Origin of the sequence: Halarcobacter bivalviorum (assembly GCF_003346815.1) — a bacterium.
GTDB lineage: Bacteria > Campylobacterota > Campylobacteria > Campylobacterales > Arcobacteraceae > Halarcobacter > Halarcobacter bivalviorum.
On record NZ_CP031217.1, the window covers coordinates 2,630,732 to 2,655,108 of the forward strand.

Consider the following 24,377-nt stretch of genomic DNA (forward strand, 5'->3'; position numbering starts at 1 on the left):
GGATTTAGTAATGCCTCTAATTTCAACAAAAGGAGTATATGGTTTAACTGCCATGTACGAATTAAGTAAATATGAAGATGAATCTCCCATGCAAATCAAGGAGATTTCATCAAATGCAAATATTCCACAAAACTACCTTGAGCAGTTACTAGGAAAGCTTAGACGAGCGGAACTAGTAAAAAGTATCAGGGGAGCAAAAGGTGGATATGTTTTAGCGAAAAAGCCTGAAGATATTTCAGTAAAGGATATTTTAGTTGCCCTAGAAGGTGATTTAAAAATCATTGATAGTAAAGCTGATAATCCAATTTTAAATATCTTCTTTGATGATGCTAAAAAAAGTACAAAAGAATTGTTTGATATCTCACTAGCAAAGCTAGATGAATATCAAGATAGATATAACGAATTTTTACATTACAGTATATAAAATTGAAAGGAAACAAAAATATGAAATTTGCACAAAATGTTACAGAATTAATCGGGAATACACCACTTGTAAAGTTACAAGCAGCGAGTGAGAAAAGTGGAGCTACAGTTTTAGGAAAATGTGAGTTTATGAACCCAACTCATTCAGTAAAAGATAGAATTGGTACAAATATGATTAAAGCTGCTTTAGAGCAAGGATTAATCAATGAAAATACTACAGTTATCGAACCAACATCAGGAAATACTGGTATTGCATTAGCATCAGTTTGTGCAGGATTAGGAATTAAATTAATTCTTACTATGCCTTCATCAATGAGTATTGAAAGAAGAAAACTATTAAAAGCTTTAGGTGCTGAATTAGTATTAACTGAGCCAGAAAAAGGAATGAAAGGTGCTGTTGAAAAAGCAAATGAATTAGCAGAAAAAACTGAAAACTCATTTGTTCCTCAACAATTTGCAAATGGTGCAAACCCAGATATTCATAGAAAAACAACTGCTGAAGAGATTCTAAGAGATACAGATGGGAAAGTTGATATTTTAGTTGCTGCTATTGGTACAGGGGGAACTATTACTGGTACTGGTGAAGTATTAAAACAACACAATCCAGATATTCAAGTAATTGCAGTTGAGCCAGAAGCTTCTCCTGTATTAAGTGGTGGAAAACCAGGACCTCATAGAATTCAAGGTATTGGTGCTGGATTTGTTCCAGATGTATTAAATACTACTGTTTATAATGAAGTAATTCAAGTTTCAAATGAAGATGCAATTGCAACTTCTCAAGAACTTGCAAGAAAAGAAGGGCTATTAGTTGGTATCTCAGCTGGTGCAAATGCATTTATTGCACAGCAAGTTGCATCAAGACCAGAAAACAAAGGTAAAACAATCGTTACTATCCTTTGTGATACAGGAGAGAGATATCTAAGTGTTGGTTTATATGACGATGAGTAAAACTCATCCTCATATACAATAAAACTATGAGGTAAATATGGCAGAAAAAGCTTACAGATCAGTTGTAAAAACTGTCTCTTGGCGTACAGTTGGAACGCTTGATACAATCATCATCTCTTATTTTATTACAGGTAACTTAGGTATGGCAGCTTCAATTGGTTCAATTGAATTAGTTACTAAGATGGTATTGTATTACTTCCATGAAAGAGCTTGGAATAAAATCTCTTTTGGAAAAACTAAAGAACCTGATTATCAGATTTAAAAAAGGCAATTATGGACGTTAATAATTTAAACCAAAAGTTTCAAAACTCAAATGCACAAGAGATAATAGAATACTTCATAAAGGAGTATGGACAAGATGCTGCTTTATCAAGTAGCTTAGGTGCAGAGGATCAAGTCTTAACAGATATGATTTTAAAAGTAGACAACAATGCAAATATTTTCACACTTGACACAGGAAGATTACATCCAGAAACATATGACGTAATGGATGCAACAAACTTAAAATATGGTGTTAAGTTAAATGTTTTTTTTCCTTTAAATGAGAAAGTTGAAGAACTTTATCAAAAACAAGGAATTAATGGTCATTTTGAAAGTATTGAAAATAGAAAAAACTGCTGTAATATTAGAAAAATGGAGCCTCTTAGACGTGCTTTAAAACCTTTAAAGGTTTGGATTACAGGTCTTAGAGCAGCACAAAGTGTTACAAGAACAGATATGCCAATAGTTGAATATGATGAAAACTTTAAAGTTATTAAAGTTAATCCTTTAATCAACTGGAATGAAGAAGATGTATGGAATTACATTAAACAAAACAATGTGCCATATAACAAACTTCATGACCAAGGCTTTCCAAGTATTGGATGTGCTCCCTGTACCAGAGCCATTAAGGATGGTGAAGATATTAGAGCTGGAAGATGGTGGTGGGAAAACCCCGAGCATAAAGAGTGCGGATTACACGCAAAGTAAGTAAATGTAGATGAATTCAAACTTTTAATTTGAGGGAATCTATTTGATAAAAGGTTCCCTTTTAAATGGGAACAATTTAAAAGGAAATAATTAATGAGTGATATAAATATAAGTGCTGAAAGACTTACACATTTAAAACAATTAGAAGCTGAATCTATGCATATCATGAGAGAAGTAATAGCTGAATTTTCTAATCCAGCAATGCTTTACTCAGTAGGTAAAGATTCTTCTGTAATGCTACATATTTTACAAAAGGCTTTTTATCCAGCACCACCACCACTTCCTTTAGTGCATGTTGATACAAAATGGAAGTTTAAAGAGATGATTGAATTTAGAGATAGACGAGCAAAAGAAGTAGGAATGGAATTAATCGTTTACTCTAATCCAAAAGGAATTGAGATGGATATCTCTCCTTTTAAACATGGTTCTGCTGTTCATACAGATATCATGAAAACTGAAGGTTTAAAAAATATGCTTAACATCCAAAAATTTGATGCAGTTTTTGGTGGAGCAAGAAGAGATGAAGAAAAGAGTAGAGCTAAAGAGAGAATTTACTCATTTAGAGATGAAAACCATAGATGGGATCCGAAAAACCAAAGACCAGAACTTTGGAATATCTATAATGGAAGACACACAAAAGGTGAGTCTATTAGAGTATTCCCTTTATCAAATTGGACAGAGCTTGATATTTGGCAATATATCTACTTAGAGCAAATACCTATTCCTGATTTATATTTCTCTAAAGAAAGAGAAGTAGTAGAGTACATGGGTACAAAAATCATGGTAGATGATGAGAGAATGCCAGAAGAATTAAGAGCTACTGCTAAAAAAGAAAAGGTGCGATTTAGAACACTTGGTTGTTATCCATTAACAGGAGCTGTTGAAAGTTCTGCAACAACACTACCTGAGATTATTCAGGAAATGTTAATTTGTACAACAAGTGAAAGACAAGGAAGATTAATCGATAGTGATGGTGATGCATCAATGGAGAAAAAGAAACAAGAGGGGTATTTTTAATGGCACATCAGTCAGATTTAATTGCACAAAATATTGAAGCATATTTAAAAGAACATGAGAATAAAGAGATTCTTAGATTTATAACTTGTGGTTCAGTTGATGATGGGAAAAGTACTCTAATTGGAAGACTTCTTTATGATTCAAAAATGATTTTTGAAGACCAGTTAGCATCTATTGAAAAAGATTCTAAAAAGTCTGGTACAACTGGAGATAAAATTGACCTTGCACTTTTAGTTGATGGTTTAGCATCTGAAAGAGAACAAGGTATAACTATTGATGTTGCATATAGATTCTTCTCAACTGATAAAAGAAAGTTTATCATTGCAGATACTCCAGGACATGAGCAGTATACAAGAAATATGGCTACTGGTGCTTCAACAGCAGACTTAGCTATTATTTTAATTGATGCAAGACAAGGGGTGCTAACACAAACAAAAAGACACTCTTATATCGCATCACTTTTAGGAATTAAAAACCTAATTGTTGCAATCAACAAAATGGACTTAGTTGATTTTAGCTCTGAAAGATTTGAAGAGATTAAAAAAGATTATGAAGCAATTATTCCAAACTTGCCACATAATAGTGATATTAACTTTAACTATATTCCAATCTCTGCATTAGATGGTGATAATATTGTTTCAATTTCACCAAAATGTTCTTGGTACAAAGGACTTCCATTAATGGAGTTATTAGATACTGTTGCTATTCACCATGATGAAAATGATGACTTTAGGTTACCAGTTCAATATGTAAATAGACCACATTTAAACTTTAGAGGTTTCTCTGGAACAATTGCAAGTGGTAAAATCTCTGTAGGCGATGAAATCACAGTTTTACCATCAAGAAAAACATCAGTTGTAAAATCTATTGTATCAAATGATATTAAAGATTTAAGACCAATTGGAAAAGATGAAACAGTTGAGACTATTGAAACAGCATTTGCACCAATGGCTACAACAATTACATTAAAAGATGAGATTGATATTAGTAGAGGAGATATGATTGTAAAATCAAACTCTATTCCTCAAGTATCAAACAAACTTGAAGTAATGGTTGTTTGGATGAATGAAAAATCATTAGAACTAAATGGTAATTATATTATCAAAAGAGCTACTTCTGTTATCAATGGTTCATTTAAATCAATTGAGTTTAAAAAAGATATTAATACTTTTAAAGAGATTGCAACTGATAAGTTAGAGTTAAATGATATTGCAAAATGTACTTTAGCTTTAGATAGACAAATTGCAGTTGACCCATATAATGATAATAGACATACAGGAAGTTTTATCATTATTGATAGATATACAAATACAACTGTTGGGGCAGGAATGATTATATCTTCAGTTGCAAGTGAAGCTACAAATAATGAAGAGAAAGTAAGAGAATATACAAAAGCAGAAATTGCTTTAAATCAGTATATTAGAAATAATTTTCCAGAATGGGAATGTAAAGAGATTTTAGGATAATCATGGCAACAAAAGAGAGTAAAGCACAAAGAGTAGAGAGAATTAAAAAAGAGAAAGATGGTCTTGATGTACTTCAAGACATCTATCTTTATGCAGTAACTGGTGAAGAAGTACACCCAGAAGATATTGATAGATTTAAATGGTACGGAATGTACACACAAAATAAAAATCTACAAGCAGAAGATGATAATACTTTATATTTCATGCTTAGAGTTAAACTTGAAGGTGGAGAGTTAACACTTCCTCAATTAAAAGTTGTATCTGAAATATCTGAAAAATATGCAAGGGGAACTGCTGATTTTACAACAAGACAAGATTTACAATTTCACTTTATCAAAGTAGTTGATTTACCTGAAATTTTTAGACTTCTTGATACTGTAGGATTATCATCTATTTTTGCAGCGGGAGATGTTCCAAGAAACGTAGTATCATGTCCTATAAATGGTATTGACCATGAAGAAATTGCTGATGTAAGAGAAACTGTTGATAAGTTAAATGAAGCATTTAAAGGGAATAGACTATTTTCAAACTTACCTAGAAAGTTTAAAGTTGGTGTAAATGGATGTTCTAAAAACTGTATGCACCATGAGATTCAAGATGTAAGTTTTAATGCAGTAAAACAAGAGAATGGAAAAATTCAATTTGCACTTAGTGTTGGTGGTGGTTTAGCTTCAAACAAAAGAATTGCTAATCACATAGGATTTGTAACTCCTTCACAAGTTGTTCCAGCAGCTAAAGCTATTACTAAAATCTATAGAGACCATGGATTAAGAGAAAAAAGAAATAAAGCTAGACTTGGACACTTAATTGAAGAGTGGGGATTAGAAAAATTTGTTGAAGAGTTACAAGCTTCTTTAACATTTAAAATCAAAGAACCAAACGATATTGAATATACAAACTCAAGATATAGAGAACATTTTGGTATTCATGAGAGTAAACAAAAAGGTAAAAGTTATATCGGATGTGCTTTAAACTCTGGACATATTGGAGTTGAAGGGTTAAATGATTTAATCAAACTTTTTGAAAAATATGGAGCAACTTCATTAAAATCAACAGTTACTCAAAATATTATCATCTTAGATGCAAATACAAATACAGCAGAAGAGTTTGCACAAGAGTTAGAGAAAGTTAATATCTATCCATACCCATCTAACTTTAGAGCAAGAGTTCAAGCTTGTACAGGAATTGATTTCTGTAAATTTGCTATTTCTGAGACAAAAGGTGTTGCAAAAAGATTAGTTGACCACTTAGAAAACAAATTCCCTGATTTTGGGGAGAGAGTTTCTATCTCTGTAAATGGTTGTCCTAACTCTTGTGCACACCCACATATTGTTGATATTGGACTAATGGGAACAAAAGTTAAAAAAGATGGGCAAACTGTTACTGGTTTTGAACTTCTTGTTGGTGGATTCCTTGAAGGTGATAAATCACAATTCAATGAAAAAACTGGAATCAAGTTTGCAGTAGATGATGTAAATGAAACTATTGAAGAATTTATAAAAGAGTATATCTCTTCTGATTTTTCATCATTCCATGACTACATCTTAACTAAAGCAAAATAGTAGAAAAGATAAAATCTTTTCTACTATTAATCGAACATATAATTTAAATAAGTTAAAATTATTTAATGAAAAAAGATATCTACAGACCATTTTTTGATAAAAATACTCAAACTCTAGATTTTATTAGATATAACACTATAGGTAAAAGCAAAAATGAATATTTTGATTATACTGCTTCAGGACTTGCCTTTAGACAAATAGAGAATAGAATTAGAGATGTTCTTGAAACATATGCTAATACTCACTCTAAAGAGTCTTTAAATGCAAATATAACTAACCAATACTATTTAGAAGCAATTGATTCTTTATGCTCAAGCTTAGAACTAAATGAAGAGTTTACAGTTATACCTACTGGATGTGGGGCAACTGCTGCAATAAAAAAATTTCAAGAGCTTATTGGAGTATATATTCCACCGGCAACTTTAAAAAGATTTGGAATCTCTGTTGCTAAAAAAAAGCTTCCTCTTATTATTGTAGGACCTTATGAACACCATTCAAATGAAGTAAGTTATAGGGAAGCTCTTTGTGAAGTACAAAGAATTAGACTTACAGATGAAGGTTTAGTTGATTTACGGCAATTAAAAGAGGTTTTACAAGAGAATAGACATAGAGAGATTATAGGTTGTTTTTGTATTGCCTCAAATGTTACTGGAATTATTACACCTTATGAAGAGATTTCAAGACTTTTAAGACTTTATGGAGCAACTGTATGTTTTGATGCAGCAGCTAGTTCTCCTTATATGAATATTCCTTGTGAGTTATACGATGCATTAGTTATGTCTCCACATAAACTTTTAGGAGGTCCTGCTAGTTGTGGAATACTTGCAATTAGAAAATCTTTAGTGGATAACTCTTTAGCTCCAACTTTTGCAGGTGGAGGAACTGTTGCTTATGTAAATGCTCAAGTACAAGAGTATGAAAAAGATATAAGTGCAAGGGAAACTGCTGGAACACCTGGAATAATCCAACTAATTCGTGCAGCACTTGCTTATCAACTAAGAAATGAGATAGGTTTTGAATTTATTAAAAAGCAGAAAGAAGAGTTACTTAAACACCTTCTTAAAGGTTTAGATGAGATAGAAGATATAACTATTTATGGTAATAAAACAGCTGCAAATATAGGAATTATCTCTTTTAATATTGCAAATTTAAATCCTTATAAAATTTGTGAAAAACTATCATCAAATAGTGGAATTCAAACAAGAGCAGGTTGTTCTTGTGCTGGACCATATGGACATGATTTATTAGGCAAAACCTCTAAAGAAGAGTTAGAAGAGAAGCCAGGTTGGTTAAGAATTTCTATCCACTACTCTCAAACAAAAGAGGAAATTGATAGACTTTTAGAGGCTATTAAAGAATCAATAAAATAATATCCCAAAGGATATTATTTTACTTCAAATGATAGAGTTGTATCCATTCCTATTTTTTCACAATTAGCATCATTTGTATCTGCTTTATAAGAGGCTTTTAAATACCAAAATCCACTCTTTAAAGCTTTGAAAGTAAACTCTCCTTTTAAGTCTGTTTTACTGTAAAATGCCATTCTTGATTCATCTTTTGAGTATGAGTCTAAACTTCCATAAACTTCATGTATTTTTAAAGGTTTCCCATCTTTTGTAACTCTAAACTTAATAGGCATTCCCTCTTTAAACTCCGAAGCTTTCACTAAAGGAGTAATCTCTAAACCTTTTCCTAAGGCCTTTGTAGCAAACTCTCCATCACTATTTCCTACAACTAAAATTGATTTACCCATTTTAGAATAAATACCACACAGCTCTACTTCTTTTTGAGTATCTTTTCTTGTTTTATTCATTTCCCATTTTCCATCCGTTGTTTTAATCCAAGCAGTTGGTTTATATGTAGCATTTACAAGATAAGTACCCTCTTCTAGTTTTTTACCTTCATAATTATAGTTTTCATTTTTTAAAGAAAGAACAAAACTCTCTTTTTCTCCAATTATCTCAATGGGATTAAAAAGCCCTGTTCTCTTTTCAGAGATTACTTCAGGTACAGGGAAATCATGTCCATAAATTATCTGTGCTTTTAAAACATCATCATTTGAAGCTTTTACCCATAAATCATGAGAGAAAGCTGTTGTTCCTAGGGCTAAACTTGTTAAAATCATTAAAAATTTTTTCATCTATTTTTCCTTTTTTAAAATTTATATGTCATACTTAATGTAAAACCTCTTGGTGAGCCTGGAGTTATCCAAGACCTATCATAACTACTTGCAATATACTCTTTATCAAGAATATTTTCGATATTAAGTTTGAATTTTAAATCCTTATTTACTTGCCAATAAGAGCTTAAACCAGCTGTTACATAAGAAGGTAAAGTAAAACTATCAATATAGTTTCCTTGTCTTTCTCCCACATAAATAAGATTAGTCCCTATTCCATAAGAACCTTTACTAGCTAAATAATCTTCCCACATTAAAACTAGTCCTGCTTTATGTTTTGGGATGTTTGAAAGAGCTTTCCCTTCTAAATTTACAACTTCTCCAGTCCAATAATCTTTTGCACCTGCTGCATCTTTAGTAACCTCTGTATCTGTAAAAGTATAGTTTGCATTTATTTTGATATTATCTGTGATTTTTCCACCTATATCAAACTCTAGACCTTGACTTCTAACCTCTCCTGCAGCTATTGAATAACTTCCACTTGGATCAGAAGCAGTTAAAACATTCTCTTTATCAATTCTAAATATTGACAAAGTTGCACCCATCTCTTTATCAGAAGATTCAAACTTTAAACCTGTTTCAAAAGAGATGCCCTCTTCTGCTTCAAAACTATTTCCATTTACATCAACTCCTGAGTTTGGTCTAAATGATTTGCCTGAAGTTACATACCAAGAGAAATTAGGATTAATAAGATAAGTTAGTCCTATTCTAGGAGAAAGAGCATAATCATTTTGAACTAAAGAGCTATCTTTTTTATAATCTTCTAAATCCATCTTTATTTCATCATATCTTAAACCTAAAAGAAGTCTCCAAGAATCAGAGAAAGCCAATTCATCTTGAACAAATAAAGCCTTTCCTCTTTGCTCTTCATATTTATCTGTACTTAGAGTTCCTTTTCCTCTTGCTAATACTGTATAAATAGGATTTGAATTAAAATTGTCAATTTGTACTGAGTTATTAAGAGTATACATTAATGAATCTAACTCATAACGATAAGCCTCTACTCCAAATAAAAGAGTGTTTTTTACACCTTTTATAGTTGAAACATTTTTTATATCTGCTTGTAAAGAGATATCTTCTGAATTATAGTCTCTATATCTAGTACGAAGTTTTACACTATCTCCTGTAACATTTACAAAGGGTTTTACCTCTGAGCCTGTTCCATTAAAACGTCCAGTTTTATATGCAACTCCTATTTTTGCACTCCATGAATCAGAAAAGAAATGTTCTAATCTTAATTGATGCGTATAATTTTGAAGAGTCATATCTCCATCATTTGGATTACCAAAAAAAGTTTTAGGATCAAGCTTTTCTACATCTTCATTGATTGCTACGATTCCCCTATCTAATGGAGCTTCTTGTCTAATATATTCTCCCATATAAGAGATTGAAGTAGTATCATTAAGTTCCCAAAGAAAAGAAGGAGCAATAACAAATCTTTGACTTTCAACATAGTCTCGAAAACTTTTTTTCTTTTCTGCTGCAACATTTAGTCTATAAGCAAAAGAGTCACTTAAAGGTCCTGTAATATCAGAAGCTACTCTATAAAAGTCATCACTTCCTATTAGTGCTTCTACTTTATTCTCTGCTTCAAATTTAGGTTGTTTTGTTACTATATTTATAGTTCCACCTGGTTCTGAATTTCCATAAAGAGAGCCTGAAGGACCTTTTAAAAACTCTATTCTTTCAATATTTGCAGTATCTCTTGGAGCATTATAAGCTCTATTATCTGCAAAACCATTTTTAAGAAGACTTATTCCTGAGTTTTCATGCCCTGCAAAACCTCTAATTGAAAAGTTATCCCACATTCCTCCAAAGTTATTTTGTCTAGTTACTCCACTTACATAATCTAAACTACTATTTAAATTTACAACATTTAAATCTTCTAAAACTTGATTTGTTAATACTTGGACAGATTGAGCAGTCTCTAATAAAGGGGTATCTGTACGGGTGGCTGAAGTTGGACCTAATTTGTAGTAAGAGTTTTTATTCTCTTCTGAGTCTTCACTAGTAACGGTTACGGAAGATAAAGTAACGCTACTATCATTTTCTATATCTGCTGAAAATAGTATATTAGAAAAAAATATAAAAGATGCAGCAACTATAGAAAGAATTTTCTTTTCCATCTGTATCCTTGCTTTTATTTTATGCAACTTGGTTGCAAATAAAATAATAGCAAAAATAACTTAGCTATTTCTTAATTATGATAATAATTATTAATAATATTTAAAAAGTTTAACTTATATATTTTATAATTCTAATATTATCTCTATCTACATTTCTATATTCATCATAAAGTTTTTGATATTTTACTTTTTGTTCAAAAGAGATAGGTACTCTAATTGACTTATATTCTACTAGTTTATCATCTTTATAAACTCCACTAATAGTTGCATGAACCCAATAAAAACCTCTATCCTTTCTAAGGTTTTTTACAACTCCTTGCCATTGTTCTTTTACAGATAAAGTTTCCCAAAGTTGTCGAAAGACTCTTTTAGGCATATCAGGATGTCGTAAGATATTATGAGATTGTCCTATTAATTCATCAATCTCATAACCTGAAATTCTTGCAAAAGTTTCATTTGCATAAGTAATATTTCCTCTTAAATCTGTTCTTGAAATAATTAATTCATCTTTAGGAATTTTTGTTTCTATTAAAAATTCACTCTCTAAGAATTCCATGATATTTACCTTTTATCAAACTCTTTAGCAAAACCTTCTAAATTTTTTCTTTTAAGGTCACCTCTATACACAATATCTTCTACTGGTATATCTTCATTTAACATTTTAGGAACAATATCTGAGTCTTCAAGTACTTCTATATGTTCATCTAACTCATCTTCACTATAAGCCATTTGCATGTCTGCACTTACCACATGAGGAATACTTTCAATTACTCTTAACTTTTCAAGCTCTTCTTGAACACCATTTCCCTCAATAGTTACAATTACTCTTCCTACCTCATCATGCAAATGATACTCACAGGCTTCACATTTTTTTAAAGACTCTACAACTTCATTAATATACTCTGGTCTTGTTTGTACTACTATACTTGAAATATTCATTTTAAACTCCAAAAATTAATTATTTGACTATCGCTACTTGCAAAAATTTCATTCTCTGAAAGAAACAAAATTTGTGTCAAAGTTGCATCTTGTCCTGTTAATTTATATAAATACTTTTTACTGCTTGTATTAAACACTAAAATTTCATTCTCCTCATTAAAAGCAATTGCCCCATATTTTGCATTTTTGCTTAGGGCACAACTATATAAAAGAAAATCAAAATTTAGTGCATATGAACTAAAACTATCATAGAAAACTGCTTTTCTATCTTGTCCTGCTGTTAAAATTTTTCCTCTTTTAAAATCCACTTGATATACTCTATCTAGATTTAAAGCTTCTAACTCTTTTTCTACTACTAAATCACTTGTTTTTAAAATTCTTACAATTCCACTTTCATCTGTTGTAGCTACTTTACTTCTATTTTCATTTAACATAAAATGAGAAAAAGAGGACTGACTAATCTGACTTAAAAGAATTACTTCATTTCTTTCAATATCAAAAACTCCTAACTGATTACTTAATAGGGCAAAAATAATTTTAGAGTCACTTAAAAAAGAGGCTCTTTGCATAAAATATTTTTTCTCTATACCAATTAGTTTTTTTAGGTTTTCTTTCTCATATATCCATAAGTTTCTATAACCTTTCATCCCTTGCGCAACAATTATTAGCTTATCTTCAAATAAATCTATAGAATAAACCTTTGAAGGAATCATATCTCCCATAAAATCTTTTATTTTAGGAATCTCAATAGTTTTTACTAGCTCTTTTGTTTTAATATCAAATATCTCAACTGTTCCATTATCTGTACCTGCATACAATAATTCATTATTATAAACCATTGATTGAACTGCCCCACTAGCTTTTAAACTATAAGTAGGTGCTTTTTGCTCTAACGCATAAGATGAAACAATAAAAAGAATTAATACTAAAACTAATCTACTCATTTATTTCTAAATCCTCTTTTATTTTTGCCATTTGTTGATGAAGTTCATAAAAGTGTTCATCTGTTACATCATCATCTTTTGACCACTGTACTTCTATATCTGATCCATACTCTTCACCCATTAAGGCTAATTGTTTTGAGAAATCTTCCATATCTTTACAAATTACTTGTTTGGTACTCTGCTCATCAGTTAATCTTATTATCCAACTATTATTATCTGACTCTTCTACATTTGCTTTAAAAATCACTGGCATTTATACTCCTTTAACACTTATTGCTTCACTTGGACAAACATTTATACAAAATCCACAGTTTGTACATTTATCCTCTAAAACAGAAGGTCTAAACATACCTAGAAATTCAATTGCATCATCTAAGCAGGGATCTTTACAAGAGAAACACATTGTATTATTCCAACTTAAACACTTTAACATATCTATCTCTACTTTTGCAGATATCTTTTGATTTGAATCTTCTATTAATACCTCATATTCACAGGCTTTTGCACATTCTCCACAGTAAGTACAACCACCCTTTGAGAAATCAATAATAGGTGTTTTATCTTCTGCAATAACTATTATATCTTCTTCACACAAAGTGACACAAGGTGCTTCACAACTTGGGCACTCTTTGAAAAAAAGACTTTTGTCTTCATTGTATGGGGGTCTAATAAACTCTACTTGCTCTTCTTTTTTCTTTGTAAAAGAAGAAGCAAGAGAGTTAAATAACTCTCTTCTTCTCATATTATTCCATTAAAGTATCTAAACCTTCTGTTAGACTTGTTCCAGTCCAAGAAGATTTTTTTGATCCATCTTCACTTGTATAATCAGGTGTAAATGTATTACCAACGATTTCTTTCATCTCACTTTGAGGTGCATGACATTGAGAACAGTTAAATCTTGAATTAGATAATTGGTGCATCTCATTGATTGTCACGTATTCTAATTTCTCACTTGAAGTGTTTTCAACTATTTTACCATTTTTTACAATATCACCATTCTTAGTTAAAGATGTATCTGGTCTAAAATTAATCATGTGTGATTTTGGATATGGTAATGTTCCAAAAGATTCTGCCACACCTGGAGTATGACAAGAAATACACTGATTATTATTAACTGTAATTGGAAGCATTCCTTCTACATCATGAGGAATCATTGGTGGAGCATCTTGGAATGCTCTCGCAATAGTTTTTGATGTACTTGGAGCTGCTTTACTATATTTTGTTTCATCAGGTGTTACTTTATCTTCACTATATAAGTCTACTTTTCTAAGTCCTAAAGACTCTTCACTAATTGTAGGTTGTGCTGTACTACATCCTACAAAGATTAAAAAGGAAGAAGTTGCAAGACCAATACTAATTTTTGTGATTAGTTTCATTTTATTTCTCCTTGTTTTTTTTGCTCTATCAAATTTCTAATTGAGAAGTTTAGTGCATCATCATCACAAACTTCTACGCATCTAGCACAATTTGTACATTCGCCTGAAAGAACTTGTTCACTTGATTTTCCAACCATAAAAAGTACTTGGCTTTCTGGACAAACCTCTTTACATTTCATACATAAAGTACATTTACTTTCATTATGTTCTACTCGAACTAGACTATATTTCCCAACTAAAGAGTAAAAAGCTCCTAAGGGGCAAATATGTCCACACCATCCATTTTTTAAAACAAAAAGGTCAAAAAGGAAAATGATTAGCACCGCTGCCCAACCTAGACCTATACCAAAAATTATCCCTCTATGTAACATAGAAATAGGAGATATAAACTCAAATGCAGGAACTGCTAATATAAAAGATAGAAGTAAACTTAATCCTAATACCCAATATCTTATAGTTCTACTTGCTGGTTGTCTTTTTTGAATTTGATTAAAACCTAATCTTCTTCGTAAGAAGTTTGATAGGTCAGTTACAATATTCATAGGACAAACCCATGAGCAAAATACTCTTCCTCCAACTAAAGCATAGAAAATAAAAATAATCAATGCTCCAATAAAAATGTCAGATGCAATTAGTGCTCCTGAGAAAAACATTTGTAAAACAGCATAGGGGTCACTTAAGGGTATTTTCTCTAAAAATACTGAAGTACTTAAATTCCCTGTTAAAACCTTCCATCCCCAAATGTTTGCTGCAACATAAAGAAATAGTATTGATATTTGAACTACTCTTCTTTGAATTAAATATTTATTCTTAATCATTTAAAAGTCCTTCCATATCATTTAAGGAATCAACTGCTTTTCTGTTACTAATTTCTGTTTTTGTTGTTTCACTAGTAACTTTTTCTAATCTTTTCTCATCTGCTTTATCCCAACCTTTAATATAATAATCTCCTACTTTTCCTAAAGCAACTTCTCTAGGAAGTACAAATATGGCTGCCTTATCTGTTACACAGGCTTTTTCACACAGACCACAACCTGTACATGAATCACTATTAACAACAGGTTTCATAAAAGCATGTTTCCCTGTTCTTTCGTTTTTAGAGTATTCAATTGTAATTGCATCTCCTAAAATAGGACATGCACGATAACAGGCATCACATTGAATTCCCCAAAAGGCAATGCAGTTTTTTGAATCAACTACTGCAACACCCATTTGTGCCATATTTATATCGAGTTTATTATTCTTTGTAACTTTAGTTATATCTAAAGCATTTGTTGGACAAACTGGAACACATGGTATATCTGGACACATATAACATGGTATATCTCTTGGAGTAAAGTATGGTGTACCTAAAGGCTTGTTGTCACCTGGTTTTGCTAAACTTAAAGTATCAAAAGGACAGGCTTCAACACACATACCACATTTTATACATGTCTTTAAAAAGTCCTCTTCATCTAAAGCAGCAGGAGGTCTTAATGTAAGTTCTGACGCTGTTACTTCATCTACATAAGCGCTCCAAGTTAAGGCACCTAAAGTTGCTAATCCGAAAGCTCTAGCCATGTTTAAGAAGAACCTTCTTCTATCGCTTACAACCTCTTTTTTCATCTTTTACTCTTTTTGTTTTTTGTTTTATACTTTATATACTTTTACTGCACATTTTTTAAAGTCTGTTTGTTTTGACATTGGACAAGTCGCATCTAAACATACTTTATTAATGAATACTTTTTCGTCAAACCATGGAACATAAACAAGTCCTCTTGAAGGTCTGTTTCTTCCTCTTGTTTCAACTCTTGCTTTTACTTTTCCTCTTCTTGATTCAACCCATGCTAATTCACCTTGTTTTATATCAAACTTTTTAGCATCTTCTGGATGAACATATACAAGTGCTTCTGGAACTGCTCTATATAGTTCAGGAACTCTCATTGTCATAGTACCACTATGCCAGTGTTCTAATACCCTACCTGTACTCATCCATAATGGATATGCCTCATCTGGCATTTCTGGTGGATCCATATATGGTCTAGCAAAAATCTTAGCTTTATTTGTTAAAGCTTTTTTAGTTTTATCTTTAATACCATTTAAATCACCTTGTGGTAAAGCTTTTGCTAACTTACCATAGAATGCGAACTCAGTATGACCTGTCTCTTTTCCATATTTTTTTGCATATGGGTCATATTTAGTATTAAATCTCCATTGAGTCTCTTTTCCATCAACAACTGGCCATTTAAGACCTCTTACTTTATGGTATGTATCAAAGTCTGCTAAATCGTGAGCATGTCCTCTACCGAACCATGCATACTCTTCAAATAGATATTTTTGAATAAAGAATCCATATCCTTCCCAAACTTTTCCATCACTACCTTTAACATTTCTACTATCTCCAAGTGCTTCTGTATTATCGAAACCTTTTTGAACTGGGTCTTCTAAATTAACTTTATAAGATTTTGCTTCATTATTTGCAAATAAAATCTCATACATAGTTGTATCTTCGTTATAACCCATTTTTTTAGCTTCTGAGATTACATCTGGAAGTTTTTTACCATTTCTTAAAGTCCACTCACCCCAAACATCTTTTACAGTAAATCTTTTTGATAATTCAACCCATTGCCATGTATCAGACATTGAATCACCAATTGGTAATACTTGTTGTCTCCAATGTTGAGTTCTTCTCTCTGCATTTCCATATGCACCCCATTTTTCATAAATCATTGCTGTTGGTAAAATAAGGTCAGATACTTTTGCAGAAATTCCTGGATATCCATCTGAACAAACAATAAAGTTATCCATTTGTCTTGCTGCTTTAATCCAGTGAGATGCACTTGCAGTATCTTGATATGGGTTACATACATTTACCCATGCAAATTTAACTACACCATCTTCAATATCTCTATGAATTTTCATAATATGTTGGTTTCCAACTGGATTTAAAGTATTTGCAGGTATTTTCCATCTATTTTCAACAATTACTCTATGTTTTGGATTTGCTACCATCATATCTGCTGGTAATCTATGTGTAAATGTACCAACTTCTCTTGCTGTACCACAAGCTGAAGGTTGTCCTGTTAAAGAGAATGCTCCAGAACCTGGTTTTGCTTGTTTATTTAATAAGAAGTGAACATTATATGCTAAAGTATTTACCCATGTACCTCTTGTATGTTGGTTCATACCCATTGTCCAAAAAGATACTACTTTTCTATTTTTTTCAATATAAAGTTGAGCTAATTTTTCAAGTTTTTCTTTAAACTCTTCTAATGACTCGTCAGGGTTACCTTTAGAGATTTTAGCTACATAGTCTACTGTATATGGTTCTAAGAATTTTTTATACTCTTCAAAAGAGATTTCCCAGTGTTTTAATCCAGCTGGTTTATGAATCATTTTATCTCCAGCTTTATATCCATAAGGTTTTAATGCTGGTGCTTCTGTTTCAGATACGATAGTTTCCATCTCTTTTGAGATAATTTCCATCTCTTTATCTGTATATTTACCCTCTTTGATTGATTTTTCATCAGATCTTCTCATTCCATAACCCATATTAACTGGGCTTGCTGCGAAAACAATATGTTTTTTAACGAAATCCCAATCAATTGCTTCTGGATAGTTATATACAATCTCTCTTGCAATAAAATTCCAGATTGCTAAGTCAGTATTTGGAGTAAAAATAATTTCAATATCTGCTAAGTCAGAAGTTCTATGTCTATATGTTGATAAGTTTACAACTTGTACTTTTTTTGGATCAGAAAGTTTTCTATCTGTTACTCTTGACCATAAAATTGGGTGCATTTCTGCCATATTTGAACCCCAAGATACAACTGTATCTGTTAATTCAATATCATCATAACACCCTGAAGGCTCATCAATACCAAATGTTTGATAGAATCCAACAACCGCTGATGCCATACAGTGTCTTGCATTTGGATCAATAGCATTTGATCTAAATCCACCTTTCATCATCTTTTGAGCGGCATAACCTTCCATAACTGTATATTGACCAGAAGCAAACACACCCACACCTTCTGGACCACTATGTTTTAAAGCTTTTTTAATATGAATTTCCATCTCATCAAAAGCTCTTTCCCATGATACAGGAGCAAATTTACCATTTTTGTCAAATTCACCCTTTGCATTCATTCTAAGTAATGGCTGCTTTAATCTATCTGCACCATACATAATTTTTGCATTGAAATAACCCTTAATACAGTTAAGTCCTCTATTAACTGGTGCTGCAGGATCACCTTTTACGGCTACGATTTTCCCATTTTTAGTTGCTAGCATGATTCCACAACCTGTACCACAAAATCTACACGCTGCTTTATCCCATCTCCAACCTTTTTCAGCATTTGTTGCTGAGGCTTGTAGTTGTGAAGGAACACTCATACCTACAGCTGCTGCTGCTGAAGCTGCTGCGGAACTTTTAAGGAAGTCTCTTCTTGAAAGTGCCATACTCTCCTCCTTTAAATTTTTGGTTTATTTTCTAAACAAATCAATTTTAGCACTAAGAAAAAATTACTTCATTGACCTGCGTCAAATTGTTTTATAAATTTCTTAACTCAAAATTTAATGGTAAAATTTAATTTACTTTTAATATATAAAAGAGGGATTATTTTATATAATTATATTACTTTAAGACTTAATTCCTAGGTGTATAAAAAATTATTTTCATTATGTGATTACTTCAATTTGTCATTATTTAGAGGCTTTTTTCTATATATGATTTTCTAAGTATTGATTAAAATCAATTATATTATGAGATTTTTTTATTATACTGACTCTGTTAAAAATATTTAGGTGTATTACATATGATAAGCTCCAAAGAGATTTTTAAAAATATTAGTTTGTTTTCTCATTTAAATGATTCAGAGATTGAATCCTTAATTGAGATTTCTTCTATTTCAAAATATGATAAGAACTCTATTTTATATTATGAAACTGAAGATATGGATAAACTTCTATTTTTAATTGAGGGACAGATAAAAGTATATAAGATTGATAAATATGATAATGAAATTTTTCTATATTATATTTATTCAAATAGTATGATTTCAGAACTTTCAAATCTAAATGAAAATAAAATTCAATGTTTTTCTAATGCAGAATTTGTTGAAGATAGTGTTATTTTATCAATAGATTATCAAAAGTTCAAAGAGATGTTCTTATTTGAGAATGCTTTTATACTAAAATTTATTGAAGAATTAATTTATAAAAATCAACAACTTCAATGTATTGTAAATAGAGAACTAGTTTTTGATGCAACTTCAAAAGTTGCTTTTATGTTAATTAATGATTTAAAGATGTTCAACCAACTAAAAAGAACAGAGGTATCTCTTTTATTACATATTCAACCAGAGACTCTTTCAAGAGTTTTAAAAAAACTTAATAGAAGTGAGATTATCTCCATAGATAGAGGGAAAATATCTATTAATAACTATGATGAGTTAAAAAGTATCTACTTAGGAATGTAAATGAAACAAGTTAGTGTGAGTCAAAAAATCAAAATTATTGGTGCACTATTAATTCTATCTATTTTTACAGTTATTGTTGTAACTATTTTTTTAAACCAAAAAAATGTAAAAGATGCAACAATAGTAAATATTGCTGGTAAGCAAAGAATGCTAACACAAAGAATTACAAAAAATATCTACTTTTTGTACCAAAACAAAGAGAATAATTTTACTGAAATAGATAATGCAATTGCAGAATTTAATTATGGATTAACTACTTTAATTAGTGGAGATTCTTTATTAGGAATAGCTTCTGCACCAAATGAAGAGCTAAAAGCTCAAATGACAAAAGTTACAATTTTATGGAATAGCTTTGAACAAAATGTAAAAGATTTTAAAGAGGCTTTATTAAAAAATGATAATCAAAAATTAAACTCAACAATAAAGTTTATCAATAACAATAATAACAGACTGCTAGAAGAAGTAGACAAGATAGTTTCTCTTTATACTACTCATATTGAGAAGAAAACAGATTTTATAAAAAAATTCCAATATTTAGCATTTAGTTTACTCTTTTTACTTGCTTTATATTCAATAATTCAATTAAGACAGATAGAACAAAATGCTAGAGAGTTTATAGAGAAATCAAAAAAAATATCTTCAGGTGATATAAGTGATTTAACTCCAATAGATATTAATACAGAAAAAGAGTTTGTTGAAGTTGCAGATAATATGAATAACTTCATAAATAAAGTCTCTGCTGCAATGAACTATTCACAAACAGCTTTAGAACAGTCAAAAAAAGCTTCTCAAAAATTAGAGAGTTTAACAGAAGAATTTGATGAATTAATTAATGAGTTTGAAAATAAATCTGATGTTTTAAAAGGCTTAGATAGAAGTGAAGATATAATGATTGAATCAACAGAAGATTTAATTAAAACAACAAAAAGACTACAATCTCTAAAAACACAATTAGATAGTCTTCTAAAAAACTTTAGTAAATAATACTAAAGTTTTTTAAACTTAATTATAAACTTAGCACCTTTATACTTTTTACCTTCATATGAAAACTCTTCATTAAGTACACTTATTTCTGCATTATGATGATTTACTAAAATATCATGAGATAAAGATAGACCTATCCCTGTTCCTACACTTTGATGTTTTGTGGTAAAATAAGGTTCAAAAATTCTAGGCAAAATTGATTTTTCTATTCCCCCTGCATTATCTTTAATAATTATATTTAAGCCCTCTTGCGTTTTTTCTGTGTTTATAAAGATAACTCTTACTTTATCTTGTCCTAATCTCTCTTTTATAGCATCTACTGCATTATTTAATATATTTAAAAAAGATTGAACAAGCTCATTCTTATAACCAAATATCTCCATATCTTCTTTAAAATTAGTTTCTACTTTTATATGATTATTTTTTAATGTTGCTTCATTTAAACTAAGTGTTTTATTTAATATATAAACAAGTGTCGTATCTTCTTTTGCTTTATCATCTTTAATATAAGCCCTAAAATCATCAATTGTCTCTGATAAGTATTTTGATTGTTTTATTATTGAGTTCATTGATTTATAAAAAGTTTCATCATCTAAAACTTCTAACTCTTTTTGCAATTTTATTCCGCTAGCATTAGTTGTAATTACTGCTAAAGGCTGTCTCCATTGATGGGCAATATTTCCTATCATCTCCCCCATTGAAACTAACTTTTCTTGAGATTGTAAATTCTTTATCTTTGTTATATCTCTAGTAGTTAAAATTATTCTTTTTTTATCTGACATCAAAGCCATATTCATACTAGATAATAAGACTCTTCCATCTTTTACAACACAACTTTTCTCAAAGTTTTCTATATGTCCTTCTTTTAATACTATTTCTAAAGCTTTTTTTGTATTTTCTATATCATCCTCTAAAGTTAACTCTAAACAGCTTTTTTTAAGAAGCTCCTCTTTACTAAAACCTGTCATTTTTAAATATGCATCATTAAAGTTTAAGAACTTAGTTTCTAAATCTAAGATTGCAATTGCATCGTTTGAATTCGAGAAAATCTTTTCAAACTCTTCTTTTTGCTCTTCTATCTTCTTTTCAGCCTCTTTTTGTGAGCTAATATCAGTATGAAAACCTATCATTCTTATAGGGTTTCTATTTTCATCAAATACAATTTTTCCTCTATCTAGTACCCAGATCCAATGTCCTAATTTATGCTTCATTCTGTGAATATTTTCATAATATTCAGTAAAACCTTTAAGATGGTTATGAATATCTTTTTCAGCTTTTTTATAATCATCAGGATGAACCATTGAAGCCCAAGTATCAAATCTACTTTCTAATTCATCTTCCTTATAACCTAACATCTCTTTTAAGGTTTTAGAAAAAAGAACTTGATTTGTTTTAAGATTCCAATCCCAAAGACCATCTTTTGTAGTATCCATTGCAAGTTCGAATCTTTCGTTTGTTTCAGAGAGGTTCTTATTTGTTTCTTGTAATTTAATTGCAAGCTCTTTTTTCTGTCTTAGTAGATAAATTAAGATAAAAACCCAAATAATCAATAAAACAAAACAGATAAAAAAGATATTTAATATTTTTCTTTTAGAAGCTTCAATTTCTGCTGTTTGAAGTTTTACTTGCTCTTCTAAATTTTTATTAAAATATTCAACTGCATATTTATCTTTATATTTATTAATTATAGAAAAAAGTAGTTTTTGATTATTATATACAATAGGGAAAGAGTAAACTTCAACCTTTTCTATTTTTTCATTTGCAATTTTATGTTTAAAGATAAAATAGTTTCTATTCTCTCTTTTTGCTTTTTGCATCTCTTCTTGTACTTGTATTTTTGTGAAAACATTAATATCTTTTATATTACTCTTTTTTAATTGCTCTAAAGTTTTTCCATAAAATTTTGCAGCATACTCATTTGCATTTATTATTTCACCACTCTTAGGGTCAATTATTAACATTACAGTATTATTATTTTTCATAAAGGAATCAAAATTTATATAGTTTGAAAAAAGTATAGTTGGAAATATAAAAAATAGTAATATTGCCTTTTTCATGGTCTTTTCCCTTTATTGATTTACATAAGATTATATATTAAGCAAACTAAAATATTTGTCATTTTTTTTATGATTTTATCAATTTTGTAAAAGAAATGTATTATTTTGAATTATTATTTACATTTTTTGATTAATACTCAGTTAAAAAAAGATTTGTATAATCCCATCCATGAGATTTATTATATTTGCAACAATTTTTTTAAGTGTTATGGCTTTACTTAGCCTTTTTATTTCAAGAAGATTTATTAGAAAACTTCATTTTTCTAAAAGAGTAAAAAGATATCTAAATCTGTTTTTATTAGTTAATCTATTTGGTGTCGTAGCTTATATGTTTGTAAGATATAACCCAAGTGTACCTAATTGGGCATATTTTCTTCTCTCTTTACCTATAGGAATTATATTTTTACTCTTTATTGCAACTATTTTCTATGAGTTTTTTGCCTTTATTATAAACAAAACTCCTGTTAGTGAAAAAAGAAGAGACTTCTTTAAAAAAGGTTTAGATATTGGAGCTGTTGCAGTTGCTGGTTCAATCAATGCAAAAGCTATGTATAATGCAAAACATATAGAGCTTGAGAAAGTAACTGTTAAAATAAAAAAGTTAAAAAACTCTTATAAAATTATTCAATTAAGTGATGTACATATTGGTGGTTTAGTAGATAAAACTTTTATTGCAAATCTTGTAAAAAGAGTTAATACTTTAAATGCAGATATTGTAGTAATCACAGGAGATTTAGTTGATACTAAAATGAAGTATGCAAAACCTGCTTTAGATGAATTAAAAAATTTAAGCTCTAAATATGGGACTTATTTTATAGTTGGAAACCATGAATATTTTCATGATGTTCAAGCTATTATAAATTATGTAAATAGTCTAGGAATAAAAACTTTAGAAAATGAAAATGTTTATATTGGAGAAAAAGATAAAGGTTTTTACTTAGCTGGTGTTTATGATATTTTTGGAAATAGAATTAATGCTTATATTCCTGATTTAAAAAAGGCCCTTGAAGGAACAGATGATGCACCAAAAGTTTTATTAGCTCATCAACCAAGATATATAAAAGAAATAGATCAAAAAGTTGATTTAGTTTTAAGTGGACATACTCATGGAGGTCAAATTGCACCTTTTAATCTACTTGTTAAGCTTCAACAACCTTATGTAAAAGGTTTAAATCAACACAATGAAGATACACAAATTTATGTAAATAAAGGAACTGGCTTCTGGGGTCCTCCAATGAGATTAGGAGCTAGTTCAGAAATAAGTGAGATAACTATTATCCCAGCTTAAAAAAGCTCTTTTAGTTTTTTCTCACTTTTTAATTCTATCTTACCTTTTTTATCATGTAAAACTCCATCTTTTTTTAATTTTGCTAGTTTTCTTGAAAGAGTCTCTTGTCTAATATTCAAAAGTTCAGCTATTTTTATCTGTTTTAAATTACTAATTTCATCTTTATTATCATAAATAAATTTAGCTATTTTTGCATCTATATCTTCAATCATATTTGAACTAATGAACATCTCTAAAGCTTTTATCTTCTTTGTTAAAGATTTAATAAAAATTAATAAAAACTCATTTTTTTCTAAAAAATATTTTTCAAACTTTTCGTAATCAATATAAACAATAGTCGAATCCATTTCACTTCTACAATTTGCTGGGTATGAAATCTTCTCATAATTTGCTAATTCTGCAATAAAAGATGGTCCCTTTATATTATGAATGGTTACCTCATTATCTTTAAAGTCATGTCTATAAATTTTTACACAACCAGTTAGTAAAAACAACAAATATTTAGGTTCATCACCTTTATAAAATATCAACTCATCTTTTATATATTTTTTTTCAAAACTTATACTATCTAATAACTCTAAATCTTTAGCACTTAAGCCACTAAATAAATAGAAATCTTTTAACTTACTCATTCTTGATT

At 30.0% G+C, this 24,377-nt stretch carries 24 protein-coding genes; 11 read left to right on the top strand and 13 right to left on the bottom strand.

Annotated features, from left to right (window positions below; translation table 11 throughout):
• Positions 1 to 10 precede the first annotated feature (10 nt).
• The 8 genes from ABIV_RS13270 (at position 11) to ABIV_RS13305 (ending at position 7,755) form a co-directional block, all read left to right on the top strand.
• Positions 11 to 424, top strand: coding sequence for an Rrf2 family transcriptional regulator (locus ABIV_RS13270; protein WP_114840350.1), 414 nt, complete (start codon positions 11 to 13; stop codon positions 422 to 424).
• A gap of 20 nt (positions 425 to 444) precedes the next feature.
• Complete coding sequence (gene cysK, locus ABIV_RS13275) at positions 445 to 1,371, top strand: cysteine synthase A (protein ID WP_114840351.1); 927 nt, start codon at positions 445 to 447, stop codon at positions 1,369 to 1,371.
• A gap of 37 nt (positions 1,372 to 1,408) precedes the next feature.
• Positions 1,409 to 1,633: a DUF2061 domain-containing protein gene (locus tag ABIV_RS13280; protein ID WP_114840352.1), complete on the top strand. Its 225-nt coding sequence runs from the start codon at positions 1,409 to 1,411 to the stop codon at positions 1,631 to 1,633.
• Between the two features lie 11 nt (positions 1,634 to 1,644).
• Entirely contained in the window at positions 1,645 to 2,340 is a 696-nt protein-coding gene (locus tag ABIV_RS13285) for a phosphoadenylyl-sulfate reductase (protein ID WP_114840353.1), read from the top strand.
• A gap of 93 nt (positions 2,341 to 2,433) precedes the next feature.
• Entirely contained in the window at positions 2,434 to 3,357 is a 924-nt protein-coding gene (gene cysD / locus ABIV_RS13290; RefSeq protein WP_205526936.1) for a sulfate adenylyltransferase subunit CysD, read from the top strand.
• Positions 3,357 to 4,823 (top strand): sulfate adenylyltransferase subunit CysN, encoded by a 1,467-nt coding sequence (gene cysN, locus ABIV_RS13295; protein ID WP_114840354.1) that lies wholly within the window; start codon positions 3,357 to 3,359, stop codon positions 4,821 to 4,823. The genes cysD and cysN overlap by 1 nt, the downstream gene beginning before the upstream one ends.
• A 2-nt stretch (positions 4,824 to 4,825) precedes the next feature.
• On the top strand, positions 4,826 to 6,385 hold the full coding sequence (locus tag ABIV_RS13300; RefSeq protein WP_114840355.1) for a nitrite/sulfite reductase: 1,560 nt from the start codon (positions 4,826 to 4,828) through the stop codon (positions 6,383 to 6,385).
• Between the two features lie 65 nt (positions 6,386 to 6,450).
• A complete protein-coding gene (locus ABIV_RS13305; RefSeq protein WP_114840356.1) occupies positions 6,451 to 7,755 on the top strand; it encodes an aminotransferase class V-fold PLP-dependent enzyme in 1,305 nt (434 codons plus the stop codon).
• A gap of 14 nt (positions 7,756 to 7,769) precedes the next feature.
• On the opposite strand, the gene ABIV_RS13310 is transcribed toward ABIV_RS13305, so the two are convergent.
• The 11 genes from ABIV_RS13310 to napA form a co-directional block, all read right to left on the bottom strand.
• The gene (locus ABIV_RS13310; protein ID WP_114840357.1) at positions 7,770 to 8,525 is read right to left on the bottom strand and encodes a DUF4198 domain-containing protein; all 756 of its coding nucleotides are present in this window, start codon (positions 8,523 to 8,525) and stop codon (positions 7,770 to 7,772) included.
• Between the two features lie 14 nt (positions 8,526 to 8,539).
• Positions 8,540 to 10,690: a TonB-dependent siderophore receptor gene (locus tag ABIV_RS13315; RefSeq protein ID WP_114840358.1), complete on the bottom strand. Its 2,151-nt coding sequence runs from the start codon at positions 10,688 to 10,690 to the stop codon at positions 8,540 to 8,542.
• Between the two features lie 109 nt (positions 10,691 to 10,799).
• Positions 10,800 to 11,246: a PAS domain-containing protein gene (locus tag ABIV_RS13320; RefSeq protein ID WP_114840359.1), complete on the bottom strand. Its 447-nt coding sequence runs from the start codon at positions 11,244 to 11,246 to the stop codon at positions 10,800 to 10,802.
• A 5-nt stretch (positions 11,247 to 11,251) separates the two neighbouring features.
• Complete coding sequence (locus tag ABIV_RS13325) at positions 11,252 to 11,629, bottom strand: chaperone NapD (RefSeq protein ID WP_114840360.1); 378 nt, start codon at positions 11,627 to 11,629, stop codon at positions 11,252 to 11,254.
• Entirely contained in the window at positions 11,626 to 12,573 is a 948-nt protein-coding gene (locus ABIV_RS13330) for a WD40 repeat domain-containing protein (protein ID WP_114840361.1), read from the bottom strand. Before ABIV_RS13330 ends, ABIV_RS13325 begins: the two co-directional genes overlap by 4 nt.
• Positions 12,566 to 12,826: a hypothetical protein gene (locus tag ABIV_RS13335; RefSeq protein ID WP_114840362.1), complete on the bottom strand. Its 261-nt coding sequence runs from the start codon at positions 12,824 to 12,826 to the stop codon at positions 12,566 to 12,568. Before ABIV_RS13335 ends, ABIV_RS13330 begins: the two co-directional genes overlap by 8 nt.
• Positions 12,827 to 13,315, bottom strand: coding sequence for a ferredoxin-type protein NapF (locus ABIV_RS13340; protein WP_114840363.1), 489 nt, complete (start codon positions 13,313 to 13,315; stop codon positions 12,827 to 12,829).
• A gap of 1 nt (position 13,316) precedes the next feature.
• Positions 13,317 to 13,949 (bottom strand): nitrate reductase cytochrome c-type subunit, encoded by a 633-nt coding sequence (locus tag ABIV_RS13345; protein ID WP_114840364.1) that lies wholly within the window; start codon positions 13,947 to 13,949, stop codon positions 13,317 to 13,319.
• Positions 13,946 to 14,767, bottom strand: a complete 822-nt coding sequence (gene napH, locus ABIV_RS13350) for a quinol dehydrogenase ferredoxin subunit NapH (RefSeq protein WP_114840365.1) — start codon at positions 14,765 to 14,767, stop codon at positions 13,946 to 13,948. The genes ABIV_RS13345 and napH overlap by 4 nt, the downstream gene beginning before the upstream one ends.
• Complete coding sequence (gene napG, locus ABIV_RS13355) at positions 14,760 to 15,554, bottom strand: ferredoxin-type protein NapG (protein ID WP_114840366.1); 795 nt, start codon at positions 15,552 to 15,554, stop codon at positions 14,760 to 14,762. Before napG ends, napH begins: the two co-directional genes overlap by 8 nt.
• A gap of 24 nt (positions 15,555 to 15,578) precedes the next feature.
• Entirely contained in the window at positions 15,579 to 18,389 is a 2,811-nt protein-coding gene (gene napA, locus ABIV_RS13360; RefSeq protein ID WP_114840367.1) for a nitrate reductase catalytic subunit NapA, read from the bottom strand.
• A gap of 356 nt (positions 18,390 to 18,745) precedes the next feature.
• On the opposite strand from napA, the gene ABIV_RS13365 reads away from it, so the two are divergent.
• The gene (locus ABIV_RS13365) at positions 18,746 to 19,408 is read left to right on the top strand and encodes a Crp/Fnr family transcriptional regulator (protein WP_114840368.1); all 663 of its coding nucleotides are present in this window, start codon (positions 18,746 to 18,748) and stop codon (positions 19,406 to 19,408) included.
• Positions 19,409 to 20,392: a type IV pili methyl-accepting chemotaxis transducer N-terminal domain-containing protein gene (locus ABIV_RS13370; RefSeq protein ID WP_114840369.1), complete on the top strand. Its 984-nt coding sequence runs from the start codon at positions 19,409 to 19,411 to the stop codon at positions 20,390 to 20,392.
• A gap of 2 nt (positions 20,393 to 20,394) precedes the next feature.
• Here the strand turns inward: ABIV_RS13370 and ABIV_RS13375 are convergent, their stop codons facing one another.
• Positions 20,395 to 22,449, bottom strand: a complete 2,055-nt coding sequence (locus ABIV_RS13375; protein WP_114840370.1) for a PAS domain-containing sensor histidine kinase — start codon at positions 22,447 to 22,449, stop codon at positions 20,395 to 20,397.
• 169 nt (positions 22,450 to 22,618) lie between these two features.
• Here ABIV_RS13375 and ABIV_RS13380 point away from each other — a divergent pair, with 169 nt between their 5' ends.
• Complete coding sequence (locus ABIV_RS13380) at positions 22,619 to 23,737, top strand: metallophosphoesterase (RefSeq protein WP_114840371.1); 1,119 nt, start codon at positions 22,619 to 22,621, stop codon at positions 23,735 to 23,737.
• Here ABIV_RS13380 and ABIV_RS13385 read toward each other — a convergent pair.
• A complete protein-coding gene (locus tag ABIV_RS13385) occupies positions 23,734 to 24,369 on the bottom strand; it encodes a Crp/Fnr family transcriptional regulator (RefSeq protein ID WP_114840372.1) in 636 nt (211 codons plus the stop codon). The two genes, ABIV_RS13380 and ABIV_RS13385, sit on opposite strands and share 4 nt — an antisense overlap.
• Between the last annotated feature and the right edge of the window lie 8 nt (positions 24,370 to 24,377).